The organism is Rufibacter soli (assembly GCF_054781795.1).
Genome location: NZ_BAAGTS010000002.1, coordinates 1,906,649 through 1,924,994, shown reverse-complemented (window position 1 = coordinate 1,924,994; position 18,346 = coordinate 1,906,649). Strand labels below are relative to the sequence as shown.

Genomic DNA, 18,346 nt, shown 5'->3' with positions numbered 1-18,346 from the left:
GCATTCTGGTAAAGAAGCTATTCTATATTTTCTTGTAAGCTTTTACCACAAGGGAGGTTCCTCCTCAGAGTCTTCTTTTGGGGTACGGTAAAAGCCGGTCTTTGAATCCAGAGGCGTGCCTTTCCCTTCCAAGTGGTTCTGAAGGTCCTGGTGCATTTTAATCTGGTCTAATTCTAGGAATTCCTGCCAGGCCACCTGGTCATTGAGGGTCATACATTCCACAATTTCGGTTAGCTCCAGGCTTTTGCCCTGTGCTACCTGCTTCTGCAAATGAGGGTCGGCTTCCAGTAATTGGGGTATTTTTACCCTGAAATAAGCATTCAACTCGCGGTAGCGCTCTGGGTTCCAGATTGGTTTTTCCATAGTGTTTAACCTGGTGGTGTGATTCTAGCTTACGATAGTTTCCCTTTTGTAGATTCTTTAAAAGAGGGTGACCGGATACGCTTCGCCAGCGGCAAAAAATGCCTTATTAGCGGGCAAGGTAAGCAGGGCTGTGGATTTCAGTAAACTGGTCAGATCCCCGGAACCAGAGGTGTGAACTGGGGTAGCCAATACCTTACCGGCTTGGTAAGAAAGGTTTACGGGCAGATGATAGGTAAGCTCAGGTTTGAATGTAACATCCTCTTGTAGTTGGGCTGTAAGTTGGGCTGGTGATTGTTGCAGGGAAGCTTGCAGCCAAGGCTTGAAAAATAGTAGGTAGCAAGCGAGCGTGGATACCGGGTTTCCGGGCAGGCCAAAGACCGTTTTGTTACCGGGTAACGTCCCAAATAGTAGGGGTTTGCCAGGCTTCTGGGCTACGGCATGGAATACTTTTTGGAGCCCCATCTCCGCCAGCACTTGCGGTAGGAAATCATATTTTCCTTTGGAAACCGCACCTGAGCAAATTAAGACGTCATGGGTGGCTATAATTTGCGCTAACTCCCTGGCAATGGCCTCCGGTTGGTCAGGCAAATGAAAAAGATTTGCCTGAATATTCTCCTGGCCCAAAGCGGCGGCCAACATATAGGCATTTGAGCGCCTGATCTGGTGCGGCAAAGGCGTTTGGTCAATGTCTACCAATTCATCGCCGGTAGAACAAATGGCCACCATAGGCAGTTTATACACAGCTACCTGGCTTAACCCCACTGTTGCAATGGCGCCCACATGGGCGGGAGTGAGGGTGGTCCCTTTAGTTAAAAGTACTTCTCCCGCGCTACAATCAATCCCCCTGGCATGGATGTTTTGCCGAAGCACAACGGTTTCCGTTAAAATAGTGGCCACACCATTTTCCAGGCGACATTGCTCAAACGGAACCACGGCATCCGTGCCCAATGGAAGCACCGCGCCGGTCATGACTTCCAGGCAATGGTCGCTGCTCTTCAACATAAGGGGTGAGGAACCCGCCGGGGCTAGACCCTCCACTGGGAAAACCTTCCTTCCCGATTGAGCCTCTGCCGCTTGCAAAGCAATCCCATCCATGGTGACCCTGTCAAAAGGCGGGAAGTCACGGTCGGCCAATACTTCCTGGGCCAAAACTCGGCCTACTGATTGTAACAGGGGAACAGTCTCAACCTGTAACGGGAAAGGATGTTGCAGCACACGTTGTAAGGCTTCTTCAAAAGAAAGCATAGGGTTTGGCTTAACTAAAATCAAGAACCAGTTTCAGGCCGATGACCAGAACAAAGATACCCGTCAGGCCTTTAATAGCGCGAGGCGGCAGGAGTTTCAAATTCCAGCGGGTTCCCAACTGGCCGCCTACCCACACTGCCAAAAGCAGAGGCCCCAATAACCAGCCATCTACCTGAAAGGTGCCACTCACTACTTGCCCTAGCAAACCCGACACAGAATTGACCAAAATGAAAAAAGAGGCCAGCGCGGCAATGGTTCGGGGCTGGGCCCACTTAAGCAGATGCAGGGTAGGAGATAACAAGATTCCGCCCCCAATTCCCACCAATCCCGAAACAAAACCAGTGGCGGCACCCAATCCCATATCTACGATTGTTGAGGTTTTTCGGGGCTGGGTAGAATTCACGGGTGGTTTAAAATACTGGAAAAGCAACAGAGCCCCTGAAAGGCAAAGCACCAGGCCCAAACTGATAAAAAATAAGGCCTGCGAGAGGGTAAGGGTAGCACCCCAGAAAGCCGCCGGAATGCTTAAAACGACTATGGGAAAGAACTTTTTAAAATTAAGGAGGCCTTCTTTGTAGAACAGGTAGCTACCCCCAGAAACCACCATCAGGTTGCACAGCAAGGCCATTGATTTAATTTCAAGGAAGTTGGGGAGAAACAAAGCCAAAAGAGCCAGGTAACTGGAGCCCCCACCAAAACCCACCGAAGAATACAGGGTAGCCACTAAAAAAAAGCTAACGACCAGTAAAAGGGTGGGGTACGATGTCGCTAACATGTTGTTATTCCTTTCTGTCCGAGCACTTGTTGCCACAAGTCCAATCCACCGGCCAGGCTGTAGACCTTTAAGCTTTGGTGGCTGGCCAGAAGAGCCGCCGCTGCTTTTTGGCTGCGGATACCTTTCTGGCAATAAAATAGAATGGGCTTATCAGGATTGAAGGACCTAGAAAAACTTTCTAATGCAGAAGGGGCCATCTGTCGCGCACCTGATAGGTGGCCCGCCTTAAAGGCTTCGTGTTCCCGGACATCTATTAAGTGAAAATCCTGCCCGTTTTCAAACCAGGCCCATAGCTCCTGGGGAAGCACCTCAGAAAAATGAGGGCTGGAAACAAGGGAATAGGAGGGTTGCAATGAAGTGATATGTAGATTTGCTGGGGTGGCCTTAAGCTTAACTCTATACTGGCTTTGGTTAAGGAAATCAAGTAACAAAAGATACCCCGAAAGTGAAGACCCGGTACTCGTGATTACTTTGACCGCCTCCAGAGCCTGCTGAGCGCCTATCAAGCCAGGTACCACCCCAAGCACGCCACCGGTATTGCAATCTGGTATTTCTTGCCCGGACGGCGGCGTAGGGTAAAGGCAACGGTAGGTAGGGCCTCCGTTCAAGTTGAATACGCTTACCTGACCTTCAAACTGGTGGAGGGCACCATACACAAAAGGCTTGTGCAGGATCACGCAGGCATCATTGATCAGGTAACGGGCCTCAAAGGAGTCTGTGGCATCAATGACCAAGTCATAGGACTGAATAATGTCTAGGGCATTAGCCGGGGAAAGGGCCTCGGGGTAAGGTAAGATCTGGATTGAAGAATTGAGTTGACGAAGCTTTCGGGCCGCGACCTCTACTTTTAAGTGTCCTACCTCAGACTCAGCGTACAAAACCTGCCGGTGTAAATTACTCAGGCTGATAGTATCCCCGTCCACCAGCCCTAGCACGCCAACGCCCATTCCGGCCAGATACTGCAGCACCGGAACGCCCAGGCCTCCAGCGCCCACCACCAGCACGCGGCTCTCCTGCAGTTTCTTTTGCGCCTCCGGGCCAAACCCGGGCAACTGGATTTGACGGCTATACCTGGTTTCCATGGCGAAGTTGGTTTTTGGCGTACCTGAATTCCCCTGGGTGATTGGCGTTAAACAGTTCGTCAGGCTGGGCCGGGTAGATCAATGTGGTGGGATTTTGCAGCAGGAATTTACGGGGGCAGAATTTCCCCTCCTGGGCAAACGCAAGGGCCGGCAAGTAGGCGGTTGGCTCCCAGATGGCCAACAAGGGTTCAGGCAAAGAGGAGCATTCCGCTGCATAAGCGGTGGCTAGATAAGAGGTGTCTCGTTCCCTAACCAGCTTTAAAACGGTACTTTCAATCACTAAGGGTAAATCACAGGCCATTACCAGGAAAGCGGTATTGGGGTGCTGCTGCAAGGCGCTTAAAATCCCGTTGATAGGTCCCCGGAAAGGTTGGTTGTCAAGAAGGAATTCTATATTTGCTTCCAAGGCTGATTCCTGGCCAGGCCTAAGGCTCAGGAAGACGCGGGAACATACCTTTTGCAACAAGCGGTAGGCATGCAAGCGTTGGGTTTGGCCGTAGTAATGCAACAATCCTTTGTCTTGCCCCATGCGGGTGCTTTGGCCACCGCTCAGGACCAAACCAAACAAGTTAGCACTGCTTTGCATGGAAGTCAGATTTTCCGCCGGTTTTCTCCCGCAAATGAATGTTGGTAATTTTAAGGTCGTGGTTTAGGGCTTTGCACATGTCATAAATGCAAAGCGCCGCCGCCGAGGCGCCCGTCAACGCTTCCATCTCTACCCCGGTTTTTCCTTCGCAGCGCACCTGGCAAACCACTTGTAAGGAAGATTCTCCAGCGGGTTCAATGGTAACTTTGCAAGAGGTAAGGGCCAGGGGATGGCACAAAGGAATGATATCGGCGGTTTTCTTGGCGGCCATCACCCCGGCAATAATGGCAGTCTGCAATACTGATCCTTTCTTCGTCAGGAAATCCTGCGTCAGAAGGGTTTTAAAAACGTCTTCGGGGAATACCACGGTTGCCTCTGCCACAGCTGTTCTGGTAGTAGCTTCCTTGCCCGAAACATCTACCATGCCGGGTAATCCCTGGTCATCTACATGGGATAAAATTCTCATTGTTTGAAAGTAGAGTATAATTCCGTTTTAAGCTTGGTTTTTGAAAAACAGCTCCAAAACGAAAAAGGGGTAGCTAATCTATTATTAAAAAGCGTTTTGTCAATTCTGTTTTGAGCACCTTTTCCTAAAAACAGGCTCAAAAAGGGGGTGATTGTTTTTAGCCGTTATCCCCCTAAAACCGACATAGAGGCGTGAACCCCGGTTTGTAGTAAGCTGGCTTGGGCGGCAAACCCGTCTTTTTTACGGTGCCGGACCACGTCCAGTATTTCCTGCTGAAGTTGCAATGGGGAGTGACCCAAACGCATTAAATCCCGCAAATTAGTGGCAGGTGGGCCGTATAAGCAGGTCCGCAATTCGCCGGTTGCCCCCAACCGGATGCGGTTACAGGTACCGCAAAACGTTCTGCTGAAGGAGGGGATAATCCCGAAGCAGCCCTTAAATCCTGGTACCTGGTAATTCACCGAGGTGGAGGAGGGGTCACTTTCCAGTTTTTCTATAACAGGGTAGTGCTCTGCCAGGTGCTGATAGATTTTGTGGTGGGACCAAAGCGGAACCGGTGCGGACGTACCCCCGTTAAAAGGCATTTCTTCCAGGAAACGGACGGCCAGTGCGTTTTCTTTGGTGAATTCCACAAAAGGAATGAGGTCCTGTATGTTTTCGCCTTCGGCCACCACGCAATTCAGTTTCACCGTAAACCCTGCGTCCAACAATTGAAAGATACAGGCATAGACAGCGTCAAAACTGTTGCGGCGGGTGATTTGGTGAAAGCGGGAAGCGTCCAGGGAGTCAAGGCTGAGGTTTATTTTGTTGATGCCTATCTGCTGTAGCTCTGCTATTTGGGGAAAAGACAAAGTGCCGTTGCTGGTAACCGTGATTTCTTCCAGGCCGGGTAGGGAACTCAATTTCCGGAGAAAGGGCATGATGCCCGCCCGCACAAAAGGCTCGCCCCCGGTGATGCGTATTTTATTGATGCCCAGACTGCAGAAGAGTTGGGCCATTTGGAAGAGTTCTTCCCAGGAAAGCAGGTCCTGGCGCGCGGCAAAATCCATTCCTTCCTGTGGCATACAATAATAACACCTAAAATTGCACCTATCGGTCACCGAAAGGCGCAGATAGGTTAGCTGCCGGCCATGGGAATCAAGTAGAATAGGTGTTTCCATGGCTGGGCTTAGGGATGGGCATTGACCCACACGCTGTTGTCTTGGTAATATTCTTTCTTCCAGATGGGTACGGTTTTCTTCAGTTCATCTATCAGGAACCGGCAGGCGGCAAAGGCGGCCTCCCGGTGCGCCGAGGCTACCCCCATGATCACCACCGGTTCTCCCACTGCTTTTTCGCCTAGGGCGTGCAGCATCACCAGCCGGGTGATAGGCCATTGTTGTTGGGCAGCATCGGCGATTTTCTGCATCTCTTTCAAGGCCATGGGTTTATAGGCTTCAAACACTAGTTTTACCACCTCCTTGCCCTGGGTCTGGTTCCGGACGGTGCCCACAAACAAATCCAGTCCGCCTGCCTCAGGGTCCTGCAAGTAATGGTAGGCTTCAGCCAAATCAACGGTTTCTTCCAATTTCAGTAACATAGGCTTTGGCAATTAACCGCCGCTTACCGGGGGTATAAGGGCTACTTCGTGACAGGCAGCCAGGAGTTGGTCGTCTTGGGCGTATTCGCTGTCAACGGCAATGGCCAAAGATTTTAAGCCTTCCAACCCAGGGTACTGCGCAAATAGGTGCCGTTTCAAATCGGCGACGGTCTTTAGGGCAGGATTATCTTCTACCCGTAGGGACTGCCGTCCTACAATGTCCCGCGTGATTCCAAAAAGCAGGATTTCCATTCTGTTATTGAGTAAGTGATTTCCTTCCCATATAGGTAATAGATTTTACCTGAAGGTTAAAGCTACCTTACAATTAGCCGTCCGCCAAATAAATAGGGATCCATCTTGGTTACCTGTTTCTGTCCACTATTTTAAGGAGGCGTATCTTACCTATCCCCGAGGAATTTTCAAGGCTTTTACTCCTCAATTGATAGGTGAAAAAGCGGATCGTAATAACTCTTACTATTAGGTAGTTATCCTGTTTTAAGCCTGTTTTCATAAAAATAGGCGTGAAACGGAAAATCAATTTTGGTAAGCATCAGGCCAGGGCTTTATTCCTCCGGTTCATGGCTCGGAAAGATACCCGGCGGGTTGAAAAGCCCCCATTGGTCCACTACATAATTCCAGGGGTCAAAGCTTTGAACCCATTCAATAAACAGCAACCTGAACTCCTCAATGGCCTGCCGCAACAGTTTAAAGTAATGGACTTCCTTAAACCCGAAGACTTCCAGGCTGGTGCAATGGAGCAGCAGATTCCGGGCAGCCTTCCGGATAATGGCCGCGTTCTCCATCCTGAGGTCATACAGGTCAGCGGCTTCGGCCCCGGCCACTTTTACGGTTAGCAGGGCGGCGTCTTCCAGCATCAATTCCTTTAGGGGGCCATGTATGTCCTCGTCTTCCTCTACCAGGGCCACAATCTGTGCAGTCAAAGAAAAAATCTCCCGGCCTTTGTGGTAAATAGGTAGATGGTCTGGCAAGCTGAACTCTAAATCATCATCATTGGGTGGCAACATAGCAGGCAGATTGAAAAGGTGTATCGGCTTTATTACGTAATAGCATTCTTAAAAATAGGAAGGAATATTCTCTGCCGCCGTGAACTCCAAAAACTTCTGGAATGCTTCCTCCGTGTATCCATTTCCCTTTGAGACATCCTGAAAGGGGCCTGCCGCGGGAATTTCCTATAAAAACCATATATTTAGGTAATAATGGCCATCAGGTACCTTTTTGCTGGGACTGAGAGCCTGAAAATGGAACTACTATGTTTGAAAACAAATTTGGGGGCGACAGCGAGGACCTGCTGGTAAGGGGGTTGAAAACCGGGAATCTCACGGCTTTATCTGCCGTGTATGACCAATACGCGGCTATTCTGCTAGGGGTCATCACCAGAATTGTCCATCACCCAGAGATAGCCGAAGAAGTGTTGAAGGAAACCTTTACCGCTATTTGCTCCCGCATTACCGTGTATGATCCTTCGGCCTCCAGGTTTTTGACCTGGGCCTTAGCCATAGCCCGTGGAATTTCAATTGAAGCCATAAAGACCGGAAAATACCAGCATCTGGCAGAAGGGTCAGAGAAGATAAAATACGCCAACGCAGAAGAAGCCATGAAGCGTACGCTGCAGGATGAGAAACGGGTCAAGCAGGTTTTCTGCCACCTGGAACCTCAGGAAAAAGCCATCCTGGATTTGATCTACCTCAAGGGGAAAAGCTGCGCAGAGGCCGCGGCGCTGCTGGAGATATCAGAAACAGACTTGAAGGCGACACTTAAAATGGCATTTAAACACATAGGAGCAGAAAGAGCAGCATGAATTCAATCCATCATTTCATAGAGTCTGGGATTCTGGAACTGTACGTCATGGGCATCACCAACCCCCAGGAAACCAAAGAGGTAGAACAGATGGCTGCGGCTCACCCCGAAATAAAAGCCGAGATTGACCTCATCAGTAGGGCAGTAGAGGCCTATGCCCAGGAACATGCCATTCCGCCCCGTGATACCGTTAAACCCCTGGTGCTAGCCACTATTGATTACCTGCAACGCCTGGCCAAGGGAGAGCCCGCCGTTGAGCCTCCTTTGTTAACGGAGAACTCCACCATAGACGAATACGCCACCTGGCTTACGCGCCCAGACCTTGTCCTGCCCGAAGAGGAGGAAGATAATATCTTTGTAAAGTTGATTGGGCACACCCCCCAGATCACCACCGCCATTGCCTGGATCAAAGACATGTCTGACTATGAGGTGCACCATGATGAATTAGAGCGTTTCCTGATTGTGGAAGGCACCTGTGACATGATTGCCGGCGAAAACCTGTATCAACTACAGCCCGGCGATTTTTTTGCCGTACCGCTGCATACCCAGCACATGCTCAAAGTTACCTCCAAAGCGCCCTGTAAGGCGATTTTACAAAGAGTGGCCGTTTAATCTTCTGGCTGTAGGGTGCCTATGCTTTTTAAGTTTAGGCCTTTGCCAACCGTTTATCTTACAGGAAATAGAAGTTACTTTAAGAGAGCTAAAAACTGTTTTGGGCCTGTTTTTCATAAAACAGGCCCAAAACAGTTTTTAGCCTTATGGGATGGGAAAACGCTCTCTTTTCTTTTTCCTCATTATGCCCATTTACATCTAGTCTACTATACTCCCCTCATTTTAAAGGCACTGTTTATACACAAACCTTGTTTTAACTCGTTAGCCCAGCAAGGCCGTTATCTTTTTTGCAAGAAGGAGGTTGATTTTTGTCTCTGAAGAAACATTGGACGGGCAGGAATAAGTATAAGTAGGAATACAAGAAACAAAGGGAACACCGTGTCACAGCAAGTTTGGAAAACCGTAGGATTAGGTGTTATGCTGGCCCTTACGCTGCACCTTTGCAGTCAGCGGGCAGTACAGCAAGGTGCCGCAGAAGAGGGCGAGGCTTCCTTTACGGGTGCGCGTATCTACCGTGCCCCAGACTTACCTGCCTCTATGACGTTTGCCGGCGAGCCTGTTCCTCTGGAGGTGCCAGACGTAGCAGAACGCCTGGACCGCGAACTTATCACCAACGCCTATCTGCATACCAGTACCTTATTGGGACTTAAACGTATGCACCGGTACTTACCCCAGATTGAGCAGTTACTGCGCGAAAATGATGTTCCCGCAGATTTTGTCTATCTGGCCTTGGCCGAGAGCCTTTTCAGCCAGGTAACCTCTTCTGCGGGAGCCTCTGGGTTTTGGCAGTTGATGCCAGATACCGCCAGGGGCTATGGTTTATTGGTCAATAGCGAAGTAGACGAGCGTTTCCACGTAGAGAAATCCACCAAGGCAGCATGCCGCTACCTGAAAAACGCCCGCAAGCGCTTCGGGTCCTGGACCACGGCCGCTGCTTCGTATAACCGGGGCGTGAACGGTCTGGACCGGGCCCTGGAGAAACAGGGCGTCAGTTCCTTCTATGACCTGTACCTCAACGACGAGACCTCCCGCTATATCTTCCGGATTCTGGCCTTGAAAGAAGTACTTGGAAACCCCAGTAAATACGGGTTTGACCTGCCAGACGGACACGGGTATAAAGACCTGGCGTCCCGCACCTTTACCGTGCGTACCACTATTCCTAACCTGGCTACCTTCGCCCTGGAGCAAGGCACTAACTACAAGACCTTGCGGCTGTATAATCCCTGGATTAAGAACTACTCACTAACAGTAGCCCCCGGGAAGGAATTTATACTGGAACTGCCTGAATAACACCTCTGGCACTCTACTTCCCTTTTCATGTAGTACTGCATCCACTTTCTTAGATTTAAGAAGGATAACCTCTTGATCTCTGTTTTGGGCCTGTTTTCCTAAAAACGGCCCTAAAACAGGGGTTGGTGGTAGGGCATAAAAAAAGCCCCTCCTTTGCGGGGAGGGACTTTTTGGTGATGACGTTTATGGCGAAGGACTAGGCCAGCTTTACGTTGATGGCGTTTAGTCCTTTTCTTCCTTCCTGAAGTTCATAGACCACCTCGTCGTTCTCTCTGATTTCGTCTACCAAGCCAGATACGTGCACGAAGTACTCTTGATTGGTGTTGCTGTCTTTGATGAAGCCGAAGCCTTTGTCATCATTGAAGAATTTTACTGTTCCTTGATTCATATTGTTGTTCATTATAACATTACTACCAACAAGGTACAGGAATCGTTCAATAAAACAATTTTTAAACCCAAAATATCTGGCTTAAGTGGCTTTAAAGAGGTTAAAGGCACTTTTAATTTTGCCCTGCTTTTTACTTTAGTTGAAAGTTAGAGAATGCTTAGTGATCTGTCGCCGGTCACAGATTGAAGGTATCAGCTTATTTCCTGAAGCTTTTTAGTAATGTCCTCTATTACTTCATCTGTCCATTTTTCGGCTAGGTCCTCCATTTCTTGTGGGGTCCAGGGTTGCAGGTAGAACCTTTCCAGCCAGGCAGTATTTTTGTCTGGGCCTACTATATAAGAGGAGTACTCCAAAAAGAAGACCAGGTCTTTGTTGACATCAAAGGTTTGGGCCCCGGCCTTCTGGAAACCCGTTAGCTGTACCTTTAAACCCATCTGCTGCACATTGCCATTCTCAAGGCTTATCTCCTTGTCTGTAGAGGCGTGCTTGTCTTTTGTCCAGGTGTCTATAACCTTTTCTAGTTTAAAGTCATCAAACAAAGGAACAACCTCCTGCAGATGCTGGAAAATCTTTTCAGCAAGCGGGGGTAATACTTTATTATACAAGTGAAGTAAGCCTTCTTTGTCGCGCGGTTGAGCCACAGTATTTTAATTTAAGGTGAATACAAGTTTTACCTTCCTCTAACGCAAACCCTGGGTCTCTTTGTTTAAAGGAAACCAACCACCTTACCTTATGTTAGAAATGTTTCTGGTATTTTCCTTTCCGCTGTTTAGAGGCTTTATTTTGAAAAACGGCCTCTAAACAGAAGGGAAGGTCAAGCTGCTCTCAATAGGAAAAATTCTAAGGTATGTGGCTTAGTTAAAGGAAGGTTTTTTTATGAAGAGGCAAAGGTCCTGCCAAGGGTATGTAACCAGAATGGGAAATAAAAAAAGCCTTACCGATTGGTAAGGCTTTTCCTGTTCTCAATGTCTTTTATAGCGAAAGACTAAGCGAGTTTCACGTTCACAGCGTTTAGTCCTTTTTTGCCTTCTTTCAGCTCAAAGGTCACTTCGTCGTTCTCTCTGATTTCGTCAACCAGACCAGAAACGTGTACAAAGTACTCTTGGTTTGAATTGTCATCTTTGATAAATCCGAAGCCTTTTTCGGAGTTAAAGAATTTTACTTTACCGTTGTTCATATTGTTTTTAATTATACAGATACTACCAAGAAAAGAAATTTTTCGTTCAATTCCACCTGCAAATACTAAAATTATTTTTCAGACGGATGAAAATGGCCGTTTAAAGCTCCAGGCGGGCCTTTTCTGGTTGTTTGAGCAATGAATGAAATCCCATAATGCGTACTTAGTTAGGTCGTCTATCTCTCATTTTAGAGGCTTTTCGCTGCAATATCTGCCTTGGAAGAATCGCTGGAATTAGACTTTTTTGGGTAGGGAAAAGGGGAAGGCAGGGCATAAAAAAGGCCCCTCTGGTGGGAGGGGCCTTTGGGGGAAAGGAAAAAAGAAAGCTTACCGGGTCAACACCATTTTCTGGGTGATTTCTTTTCCGGCAGTGCTAATTTTATAGATGTAAGTACCGGTTGGTAGGTTGCTGGCCTTAAAAAGAACCGAATAGGTGCCGGCTTCCTTTTGCTCCGCTACCAGGGTAGACACTTTACCACCTTTCAAGGTAAACACTTCCACAGTTACAAACCCAGCGCTTTCCAGGGTGTACGATATGGTGGTGGTCCCAGAGAAAGGGTTAGGGTAGGTGAAGTTCTTGGCAGCTACCGGTAAGCCTATCGCCGCGGCGCTGGCGGTTACCGGTTGGGTGGCAGCATTCCAGCTGGTGTGCGTTCTTGTAATGATCACGGCAAACTCAGCCCGCGTCACATCCTGCAGCGGTTTAAAGGTGGCGTGCAGGGTGGGGAACAGGTCAAAAGTGCCTTGGCTCAGGGAAAAATAGGCATTGATCAGGTTGAGTTCCAGGGCCACGCTCACATAGCCTTCCAAACCGGCCGGAATAGAAGAAGCATCCTCAATGGCATAGTTTTTCCCGTCTGCCGTCACATTAACGGGCTTACCAGTCCGTTCTTCGGCAAATTTCTGTAAGCCCAAGGCCTGTACCAAAGAATACGCAAGGTTAGCTCTGTTCACATTTCCGTTGGGGTTGAATTTACCGGTAGTGCTGGGCATCATCACGCCCTTGAAGGTGTGTTCCCGGTCCCTTAGGGCAGCTCCTTTGGCTAAAACCGATTCCGCTAACAGTAATTGGTCACCGAATAGGTCTGTCACGGTAGCAATGCCGGAGGTTGGCATCAACTGCCTGATTCCCTGGCCCATCATGAAGTAATCTGCCAGTTGTATTCTTTTCAGGGCATCATTTGGTTTAAATCCGGTAGGCAACGCATCTACCAATCGGGCAGCTACCGCCATTTTAATAGAAGCTTCAGCGGGATGCCCGGCAATGTCACCCAGGCCCGTGGTTCCGGTTACGTGTGACTGCACAAAAGTGCCGGCAATGGTTTCAGGAAGCGCGATGCCGTTCAGGCCTTCGGCTTTTAAGGTCCAGGTTCCAGGCTCTGGGTTGGCTACCGCCAATCCCCTGTCGTAATACAGAGCAAAGGCTACCGGAATTCCGGAGCGATACTCTGCTCCAGAAGGCGAAAGCAGAATCAAATTCACCGGGTTTCCGGTCTGGCCCAGCAAACCTGCAGCGTTGAATTTTGCTTCCAGGCTATTGGTTCCGGAGGCCACCTGGAACGTGATCTGGTTGGTGGCAGTGGTTAAGGGATTAAAGTTGATGGTGAACGCGCTTTGCTCAGTGGCGGTGTTCACGCTGCTGTTAAATCTTCTGGTGTAGTTTAGGAATGCGCCAAAAGAAGTGTTGCGGTATATATGATCAATGGCGGCATAGGCATTCACATAACCAGCCCCTACTTCCCAGGATTCACGGCCAGGCATGTTGGTGGCTGTTTTCTGGAGGATGGCTTTTACCTGGGCAGGGCTAAGAGAAGGATTGGCTTCCAGCATCAAGGCCACTACCCCAGACATGTGCGGCGTAGCCATAGAGGTTCCGCTCATGTGGGTATAGAAAGGCACGTGGGCGGGGTCCAGTTCGGCGGCGTCCATCTCCGCAGATAAAGAGGAAACGGGGGCAATAGCTCTGGTAGAAATAACATCCACGCCGGGGGCTACCAAAGTAGGGCGGTTTTCAAAAGTCCAGGTTTCGTCTCCCAGCGTAAACGTGCCGCCTTCTCCCTTCACACCTCTGGAGGAGAAATCAGCCAGTTTTCCGTATTTGTCACCTGCGCCCACAGAGATTACCCATGGCGCAATGGCGTAAGGGTTATGGGTATCTGAGCTTGGCCCGTCATTACCGGCCGCAAACACAGACACAATACCATGGTCATAGGCTTTTTTGGATGCCACGTTTACCGGGTTAGCCGGGTCAAAATCACCACTGGTACCCCAGGAATTGCTAATCACTCTAATACCATAGGTAAACTGGTGGGTTAGGGCATAATCATAACCGCCAAGGGCATCCAGCACGAAAAGGGCACCACCCGAGCCGTACCCAATTAAGGTAGCCCCCGGAGCTGCCCCAGCATAAAGACCGTTCGACCGAGCCCCATTGCCGCCCACCGTTCCGGCACAATGCGTTCCGTGACCAGAATTAGTATCGGTGTTGGGTACGTTCTCCAAGTAAGTGGTAGGTAGGAGCGAAGACTGCGCGTTCAGGTTAGTGCTGCCCAGTACGTTTTGCACCAAATGCACACCCAATTTTATGTCTTCATGGGTACCGTCCACGCCGCTGTCATTGATCATAACCCCAACGCCTTTACCGGAAACCGGCATGCCGTTATTACGGGAGGTTATGTTTTTGTCGGTTCTCAGGCGTTTTACTCCTGTTAGGTGCGTTTCATTGTTATTATAGAAGCTAAGCTTTTTGTTAAGGTACACTGACCGTACATAGGGGCTTTTGGCCAGGGCCTCTACCTGCGCTGAAGTAGCCAGAACCCCTGCAATGGGCAGGTTTTTAAAAGTAAGGCCCTTGGTAAGCCCCAGGCTTTGCAGAAGTTGTAGGTTCGTAGAGCTGGGGGCTCCATTGCCATAAAAGGTAACCACCACTTCAGTGGGGACGGTTGCAGATTTTAAAACCTGCAACAATTGGGTGTCAACGGTGGCCTGCGCCAATGCCTGGCCGGCAAATGCCACTAAAAAGGCGAAAATACTAAGTACTTTCTTCAGGTTGTTGGAATAGATGTTTAACATACGTGTTTGTTAGGTTGGAAATAGGACGGGTAATGAAAAGGAGGGACCCAAGCAGCGCCGGGTTCTTCCTAGAAACTATTCCTTGGTTTCATCTAGCTATGTTAGAACTAAACCTTGGAAGCAGAAGCAATGAAAGCGGTACTGTGGTAAAGAGAGAGGGGGACTTTTGGCGTATACCGCAATCCTGAAGGAGAGGTTAAGGAAGAATTAATATGTTAAGTAACTTGTACAAAGGCTTTCTTAAATAGGAAAAAAGCGAGGTCAGCAAAGAATATCCTAGAAGAACTCGAAGTTTTAAATCGTTTTCCCGAAGCAGGAATAGCTAGAACTTGTCCCTTGTTTTTATGAAAATTCTCAGGAAAAGGTAGGAGGAGGTAACAGATTCTTTGAAAATAATCTTTTAAAAAACACCTCATTTTTGACAAAAAAACCAAATTAGGCACATATAAGGCTGGCAGTTCCCTTAACATGCCGTCTCCAAATAAGTTACTTCTGGTTTATGGGACAGCATGATTTCATTGTCTAGAAATTGATTAGTAGGAGCCTTCCTCTTCTTAAGAAACCTAAAAGCTACTATCCTTAAACGTCTTTTAAAATGCCAACGCACATTAGTCTAAATAAGGGTAGAAGGAGGGAGCTATGAACAAAAGGTGATGCCTAAAGAATGCGCCAATGCGGCAGCACAGTTAGGAAAAGGGCCGGTAATTTCCTACCTTTGTAATGGAAGCAACCATTATCTCTTCTCTTCTTCTTTCTGCTTTTTCAGCTGGATGTAAGATTCCTGATAATTCTTGAAAATCACCTTAGAAATCAAGAGCGTTTATAAGTAGTTACCTACAACGCTTCATTTCCTTTTCTTTCAAGATCTCCTTAGTTCCTGCGTGGCACCCTGCTGGGCACCCTGCATTCTAAACCTAATTACCGGTTGTTTCTGGCTATCATTTTAGAATATCCGTATTTAGTAAGATACTTGGGTCCTTATCCCGGTATCAAAAACTGCCCACCATTACTTCCTAATGCAGGAATTACCTGATGGCAGCTTTATGTTTCACTTTACCTAACGCAATGGCAAGATCACAGAACAGCTTCATGAAGAAGCAACTAGAGCAAAAGAGACTTAAAAAGAAAAAAGACAAAGAAGAGCGTAAGCAGGAACGTCATGAGAACTCCACCGGGGGCGGACTAGAAAACATGATGGCTTATGTAGACAAATTTGGGAATATCTCTTCCACCCCGCCTGAAGAAGAAAACAAGGTTGGTACGCCAGAAAGCCGCAGAAGGCCACCAGCCAGCAGAGGAGAGAACAAGGAAGCGACGGAGTAACCCAGAGCGTCTTTTTAAGTTATATTGATGGGGAAAAGGAGGCGCCCGCTTTCTTTTTACCCCCTTCTATTCTTGTGTTTTCCTCTACCAAGTACCGTCAAAAAGCCCAATCTAAAAGGCGTGCTTTTGAGCCAAAACCGTTTTAAGCCTGTTTTTTCAAAACCAGGCCAAAATCATTTCCTTTCATAGCACTGCTGTTTCACCTGAAATAGTAGAATCAAATTAGCCAAAAGGAAATCCACCTCCAGCTTCGCTTTGGTTGTAAAGGTCAGTTAGTTCGCCTGCTCTACCTTCACTTTCTTGCCTTTCAGCTTTTCCTGCTTCAATAGCTCCACCGCCTTCTTTATCTTGGTGCGGTGCACGGCTGCAAACGAGGCAGAGTCCTGAATCTCAATCAATCCCACCTCCGTTTTCTCTAACCCGCCTTTTTGCATCAATAAGCCGGCAATGTCGCCTTTGCTTACTTTGTCTTTCTTGCCCGCGCTCAGGTAAAGTGTTTCCCAGGGCGAAGGCGCGGGAAGCTGCGCCTTCGCCGGCAGTTTCTCCGGTCTAGGCAAAGAGGGCAGGTAGGCGGGTTTCTCGTCGGGGTGTAGGAGAAGATAGCTGGAGCCCTGGGCTTTCATGCGGGCGGTACGGCCGTTGCGATGGGTAAAGGTGGCGGCGTCTGGCAACTGAAAATGCACCACGGCCTCAATTTCCGGAATGTCCAGGCCCCGCGCGGCCAGATCGGTGCTGATGAGCAGGTAATTGGTGCCGTTCCTGAATTTCATAATGGCCCGTTCCCGGTCCGGCTGCTCCAGGCCGCCATGAAAAATACTGGAAGCCATCCCTTTCTCCTTTAAGTACTCGCTTACCTTCTCCACCGCCTCCCGCTGGTTACAGAAAACCAGGGTGGTTTTAGGCCCAATGGCGCAAAGCAGCTTAAACAAGGTGTTGAGTTTATCGCCGGCTTCTATCTGCACCACTTTCAATTGCAGGTCAGGCACCATGCTTTCCTCCTGCAGGAAATCCAGCACGGTAGGCTTCTGGAGGCCCGTGAAGGCGGGAATTTCCTTTAGGTTGGTGGCCGAGGTGAGAAAGCGACGCTCCACCCGGGGGAATTGCTTTAGAATAGCGGCCATCTCTTCCTGAAAGCCCATCTCCAATGATTTGTCAAACTCATCCAGCACCAGCGTTTTAATAGAACTGGGATCCAGGTTCTCATTTTCCAGGTGGTAGAGCACCCTCCCCGGCGTACCAATCAAGACCGCGGGGGCGTGCGCCAGGTTCTTTTTCTCCTGGTAGGTGGAGTGGCCGCCGTAGCAGCAGTTCACCTTAAAGCCCGTGCCCATTTGCCGTAATACCTGCTCAATCTGGAGCGCTAGTTCGCGGGTAGGCACCAAAACCAGAGCCTGCACCCCCGCCTCGCCGGCCGAAAGCCGCTGGAGCAGCGGCAGCAGAAAGCCCAGGGTCTTGCCAGATCCGGTAGGGGCCAGCAGCACAAAGTCATTCTGCCCGGCGGCTTTGAGCGCGGCTTCCTGCACTTCGTTTAACTGGGGGATGTTCAGGTTCTTGAGGATCTTGGGCAATGCGTCCATGGTACTATAAGCTTTAACAAATAAAAACAGGCCGAAGGTCGGCCTTCCGTAAAGGTAAGCCTTTTGCAGGGATAAGTTTCTACGGCCCCTGGCTAGCCACAGGAAAGGAGAGGCCGTGCTAGCCAGGTTTCCCCAGAGGGATTAAACCATACGAACCTGGGCCAGAGTCCTTCCGTTGCGGGAGGGAGATTTAACCAAGGGCTAAAATAAATCAAACAAACATTTGACTTTTAAGTTATAATCCAGTAAACTTGGTGTATCAGGCGAAGTATTTTCTATTGCCTGGTAACCGAAAACGCCGATTTTCTGCTGCTCTAGGCGGGGGAGGGTGAAAAGGTTAAAACGGAATGAAGAAGAAAAAGGACCTACGGCGCGCCGAAATAATAAAGGAAGCGGCCCTGCTTTTCAAGCAGAAGGGCGTGGGTGGCACCTCCATGCGAGACCTGGCCGAGCAGGTGGGCATGGACGCGGCCACCATGTACCACTATATCAGTTCCAAAGACGAGATCCTGAAAACCATCTGTTTTGACATTGCCCACACGTACGTGACCCAATTAGCCGAGATTGAGAATGCCCCGCTCACCTTCACCCAAAAGCTGAAGGCTTTGGTGAAGCTGCATATCCATCTCATGACCACCAAAGGCGCCGAGGTATCAGTGGCCAACAATGACTGGAAGTACCTCTCGCCGGAGGCGCTGCAGGAGTTCAAAGGCCTAAGAAAGCAATACGAAAACAAGCTGGCCGCCTTTATTGAAGTCGGGAAACAGGCCGGCGAACTGCGGGAGGTGAATACCTCCGTGGCCCTGTTCACGCTCCTCTCGGCGGTGCGCTGGGTGGAACTCTGGTGGCGGCAGGACCGGGGCATCTCCATAGAAGAACTGGAAAGCTCTATCCTGACTATCCTGTTCCAGGGCCTGGAAAATAGGGAGGGCACCGGGCAACAAGGCAGCTAAAATAAGACAGAAGGCAAACGCCTCCGTTTTGAGAAGAGGA

20 protein-coding genes are annotated in these 18,346 nt (G+C 49.2%); 5 read left to right on the top strand and 15 right to left on the bottom strand.

The features are described from left to right. Positions 1-42 precede the first annotated feature (42 nt). From ACYVJQ_RS09980 to ACYVJQ_RS09935, 10 genes are all read right to left on the bottom strand, one after another. A complete protein-coding gene (locus ACYVJQ_RS09980) occupies positions 43-363 on the bottom strand; it encodes a hypothetical protein (RefSeq protein ID WP_460892927.1) in 321 nt (106 codons plus the stop codon). Between the two features lie 57 nt (positions 364-420). Continuing rightward, a complete protein-coding gene (locus ACYVJQ_RS09975) occupies positions 421-1,608 on the bottom strand; it encodes a molybdopterin molybdotransferase MoeA (RefSeq protein WP_460892926.1) in 1,188 nt (395 codons plus the stop codon). A 10-nt stretch (positions 1,609-1,618) separates the two neighbouring features. Further along, positions 1,619-2,383 carry a sulfite exporter TauE/SafE family protein gene (locus ACYVJQ_RS09970; protein ID WP_460892925.1) on the bottom strand — a complete coding sequence of 255 codons (765 nt, stop codon included), beginning with the start codon at positions 2,381-2,383 and terminating at the stop codon, positions 1,619-1,621. After that, on the bottom strand, positions 2,377-3,465 hold the full coding sequence (locus tag ACYVJQ_RS09965; protein ID WP_460892924.1) for a ThiF family adenylyltransferase: 1,089 nt from the start codon (positions 3,463-3,465) through the stop codon (positions 2,377-2,379). Before ACYVJQ_RS09965 ends, ACYVJQ_RS09970 begins: the two co-directional genes overlap by 7 nt. Continuing rightward, entirely contained in the window at positions 3,449-4,051 is a 603-nt protein-coding gene (locus ACYVJQ_RS09960) for an NTP transferase domain-containing protein (RefSeq protein WP_460892923.1), read from the bottom strand. The genes ACYVJQ_RS09965 and ACYVJQ_RS09960 overlap by 17 nt, the downstream gene beginning before the upstream one ends. Further along, positions 4,035-4,517, bottom strand: coding sequence for a cyclic pyranopterin monophosphate synthase MoaC (gene moaC / locus ACYVJQ_RS09955; protein WP_460892922.1), 483 nt, complete (start codon positions 4,515-4,517; stop codon positions 4,035-4,037). Before moaC ends, ACYVJQ_RS09960 begins: the two co-directional genes overlap by 17 nt. A 164-nt stretch (positions 4,518-4,681) precedes the next feature. After that, positions 4,682-5,677 (bottom strand): GTP 3',8-cyclase MoaA, encoded by a 996-nt coding sequence (moaA, locus tag ACYVJQ_RS09950; protein WP_460892921.1) that lies wholly within the window; start codon positions 5,675-5,677, stop codon positions 4,682-4,684. A gap of 8 nt (positions 5,678-5,685) precedes the next feature. Beyond that, positions 5,686-6,096: a molybdenum cofactor biosynthesis protein MoaE gene (locus ACYVJQ_RS09945; protein ID WP_460892920.1), complete on the bottom strand. Its 411-nt coding sequence runs from the start codon at positions 6,094-6,096 to the stop codon at positions 5,686-5,688. Positions 6,097-6,108: 12 nt separating this feature from the next. After that, positions 6,109-6,348: a MoaD/ThiS family protein gene (locus ACYVJQ_RS09940; RefSeq protein ID WP_460892919.1), complete on the bottom strand. Its 240-nt coding sequence runs from the start codon at positions 6,346-6,348 to the stop codon at positions 6,109-6,111. A 311-nt stretch (positions 6,349-6,659) separates the two neighbouring features. After that, positions 6,660-7,121, bottom strand: a complete 462-nt coding sequence (locus ACYVJQ_RS09935) for a hypothetical protein (RefSeq protein ID WP_460892918.1) — start codon at positions 7,119-7,121, stop codon at positions 6,660-6,662. A 245-nt stretch (positions 7,122-7,366) separates the two neighbouring features. Between ACYVJQ_RS09935 and ACYVJQ_RS09930 the strand changes: the two genes are divergently transcribed. The 3 genes from ACYVJQ_RS09930 to ACYVJQ_RS09920 all read left to right on the top strand — a co-directional run bounded on the left by ACYVJQ_RS09930 (position 7,367) and on the right by ACYVJQ_RS09920 (position 9,816). Then, entirely contained in the window at positions 7,367-7,915 is a 549-nt protein-coding gene (locus tag ACYVJQ_RS09930) for an RNA polymerase sigma factor (RefSeq protein WP_460892917.1), read from the top strand. Then, positions 7,912-8,526, top strand: coding sequence for a cupin domain-containing protein (locus tag ACYVJQ_RS09925; protein WP_460892916.1), 615 nt, complete (start codon positions 7,912-7,914; stop codon positions 8,524-8,526). Before ACYVJQ_RS09930 ends, ACYVJQ_RS09925 begins: the two co-directional genes overlap by 4 nt. A 378-nt stretch (positions 8,527-8,904) precedes the next feature. After that, entirely contained in the window at positions 8,905-9,816 is a 912-nt protein-coding gene (locus ACYVJQ_RS09920) for a lytic transglycosylase domain-containing protein (protein ID WP_460892915.1), read from the top strand. Between the two features lie 196 nt (positions 9,817-10,012). Here the strand turns inward: ACYVJQ_RS09920 and ACYVJQ_RS09915 are convergent, their stop codons facing one another. The 4 genes from ACYVJQ_RS09915 to ACYVJQ_RS09900 all read right to left on the bottom strand — a co-directional run bounded on the left by ACYVJQ_RS09915 (position 10,013) and on the right by ACYVJQ_RS09900 (position 14,453). Further along, the gene (locus ACYVJQ_RS09915; RefSeq protein ID WP_460892399.1) at positions 10,013-10,204 is read right to left on the bottom strand and encodes a cold-shock protein; all 192 of its coding nucleotides are present in this window, start codon (positions 10,202-10,204) and stop codon (positions 10,013-10,015) included. A 191-nt stretch (positions 10,205-10,395) separates the two neighbouring features. Beyond that, on the bottom strand, positions 10,396-10,845 hold the full coding sequence (locus tag ACYVJQ_RS09910; RefSeq protein WP_460892914.1) for a hypothetical protein: 450 nt from the start codon (positions 10,843-10,845) through the stop codon (positions 10,396-10,398). Positions 10,846-11,189: 344 nt separating this feature from the next. After that, positions 11,190-11,381 carry a cold-shock protein gene (locus ACYVJQ_RS09905; protein ID WP_048920503.1) on the bottom strand — a complete coding sequence of 64 codons (192 nt, stop codon included), beginning with the start codon at positions 11,379-11,381 and terminating at the stop codon, positions 11,190-11,192. Positions 11,382-11,708: 327 nt separating this feature from the next. After that, on the bottom strand, positions 11,709-14,453 hold the full coding sequence (locus tag ACYVJQ_RS09900) for a S8/S53 family peptidase (protein ID WP_460892913.1): 2,745 nt from the start codon (positions 14,451-14,453) through the stop codon (positions 11,709-11,711). A 1,065-nt stretch (positions 14,454-15,518) separates the two neighbouring features. Here ACYVJQ_RS09900 and ACYVJQ_RS09895 point away from each other — a divergent pair. Continuing rightward, positions 15,519-15,776 carry a cold-shock protein gene (locus tag ACYVJQ_RS09895; protein ID WP_460892912.1) on the top strand — a complete coding sequence of 86 codons (258 nt, stop codon included), beginning with the start codon at positions 15,519-15,521 and terminating at the stop codon, positions 15,774-15,776. Between the two features lie 272 nt (positions 15,777-16,048). Here ACYVJQ_RS09895 and ACYVJQ_RS09890 read toward each other — a convergent pair whose 3' ends face one another. Then, on the bottom strand, positions 16,049-17,353 hold the full coding sequence (locus ACYVJQ_RS09890) for a DEAD/DEAH box helicase (RefSeq protein WP_460892911.1): 1,305 nt from the start codon (positions 17,351-17,353) through the stop codon (positions 16,049-16,051). A gap of 347 nt (positions 17,354-17,700) precedes the next feature. Here ACYVJQ_RS09890 and ACYVJQ_RS09885 point away from each other — a divergent pair, with 347 nt between their 5' ends. Continuing rightward, positions 17,701-18,306 (top strand): TetR/AcrR family transcriptional regulator, encoded by a 606-nt coding sequence (locus ACYVJQ_RS09885; RefSeq protein ID WP_460892910.1) that lies wholly within the window; start codon positions 17,701-17,703, stop codon positions 18,304-18,306. Positions 18,307-18,346: the final 40 nt, after the last annotated feature.

Coding starts and splice junctions, on each gene's coding strand:
- ACYVJQ_RS09980 (WP_460892927.1), bottom strand. CDS start 363: ATGGAAAAACCAATCTGGAACCCAGAGCGCTACCGCGAGTTGAATGCT.
- ACYVJQ_RS09975 (WP_460892926.1), bottom strand. CDS start 1,608: ATGCTTTCTTTTGAAGAAGCCTTACAACGTGTGCTGCAACATCCTTTC.
- ACYVJQ_RS09970 (WP_460892925.1), bottom strand. CDS start 2,383: ATGTTAGCGACATCGTACCCCACCCTTTTACTGGTCGTTAGCTTTTTT.
- ACYVJQ_RS09965 (WP_460892924.1), bottom strand. CDS start 3,465: ATGGAAACCAGGTATAGCCGTCAAATCCAGTTGCCCGGGTTTGGCCCG.
- ACYVJQ_RS09960 (WP_460892923.1), bottom strand. CDS start 4,051: ATGCAAAGCAGTGCTAACTTGTTTGGTTTGGTCCTGAGCGGTGGCCAA.
- moaC (WP_460892922.1), bottom strand. CDS start 4,517: ATGAGAATTTTATCCCATGTAGATGACCAGGGATTACCCGGCATGGTA.
- moaA (WP_460892921.1), bottom strand. CDS start 5,677: ATGGAAACACCTATTCTACTTGATTCCCATGGCCGGCAGCTAACCTAT.
- ACYVJQ_RS09945 (WP_460892920.1), bottom strand. CDS start 6,096: ATGTTACTGAAATTGGAAGAAACCGTTGATTTGGCTGAAGCCTACCAT.
- ACYVJQ_RS09940 (WP_460892919.1), bottom strand. CDS start 6,348: ATGGAAATCCTGCTTTTTGGAATCACGCGGGACATTGTAGGACGGCAG.
- ACYVJQ_RS09935 (WP_460892918.1), bottom strand. CDS start 7,121: ATGTTGCCACCCAATGATGATGATTTAGAGTTCAGCTTGCCAGACCAT.
- ACYVJQ_RS09930 (WP_460892917.1), top strand. CDS start 7,367: ATGTTTGAAAACAAATTTGGGGGCGACAGCGAGGACCTGCTGGTAAGG.
- ACYVJQ_RS09925 (WP_460892916.1), top strand. CDS start 7,912: ATGAATTCAATCCATCATTTCATAGAGTCTGGGATTCTGGAACTGTAC.
- ACYVJQ_RS09915 (WP_460892399.1), bottom strand. CDS start 10,204: ATGAATCAAGGAACAGTAAAATTCTTCAATGATGACAAAGGCTTCGGC.
- ACYVJQ_RS09905 (WP_048920503.1), bottom strand. CDS start 11,381: ATGAACAACGGTAAAGTAAAATTCTTTAACTCCGAAAAAGGCTTCGGA.
- ACYVJQ_RS09900 (WP_460892913.1), bottom strand. CDS start 14,453: ATGTTAAACATCTATTCCAACAACCTGAAGAAAGTACTTAGTATTTTC.
- ACYVJQ_RS09895 (WP_460892912.1), top strand. CDS start 15,519: ATGGCAAGATCACAGAACAGCTTCATGAAGAAGCAACTAGAGCAAAAG.
- ACYVJQ_RS09890 (WP_460892911.1), bottom strand. CDS start 17,353: ATGGACGCATTGCCCAAGATCCTCAAGAACCTGAACATCCCCCAGTTA.
- ACYVJQ_RS09885 (WP_460892910.1), top strand. CDS start 17,701: ATGAAGAAGAAAAAGGACCTACGGCGCGCCGAAATAATAAAGGAAGCG.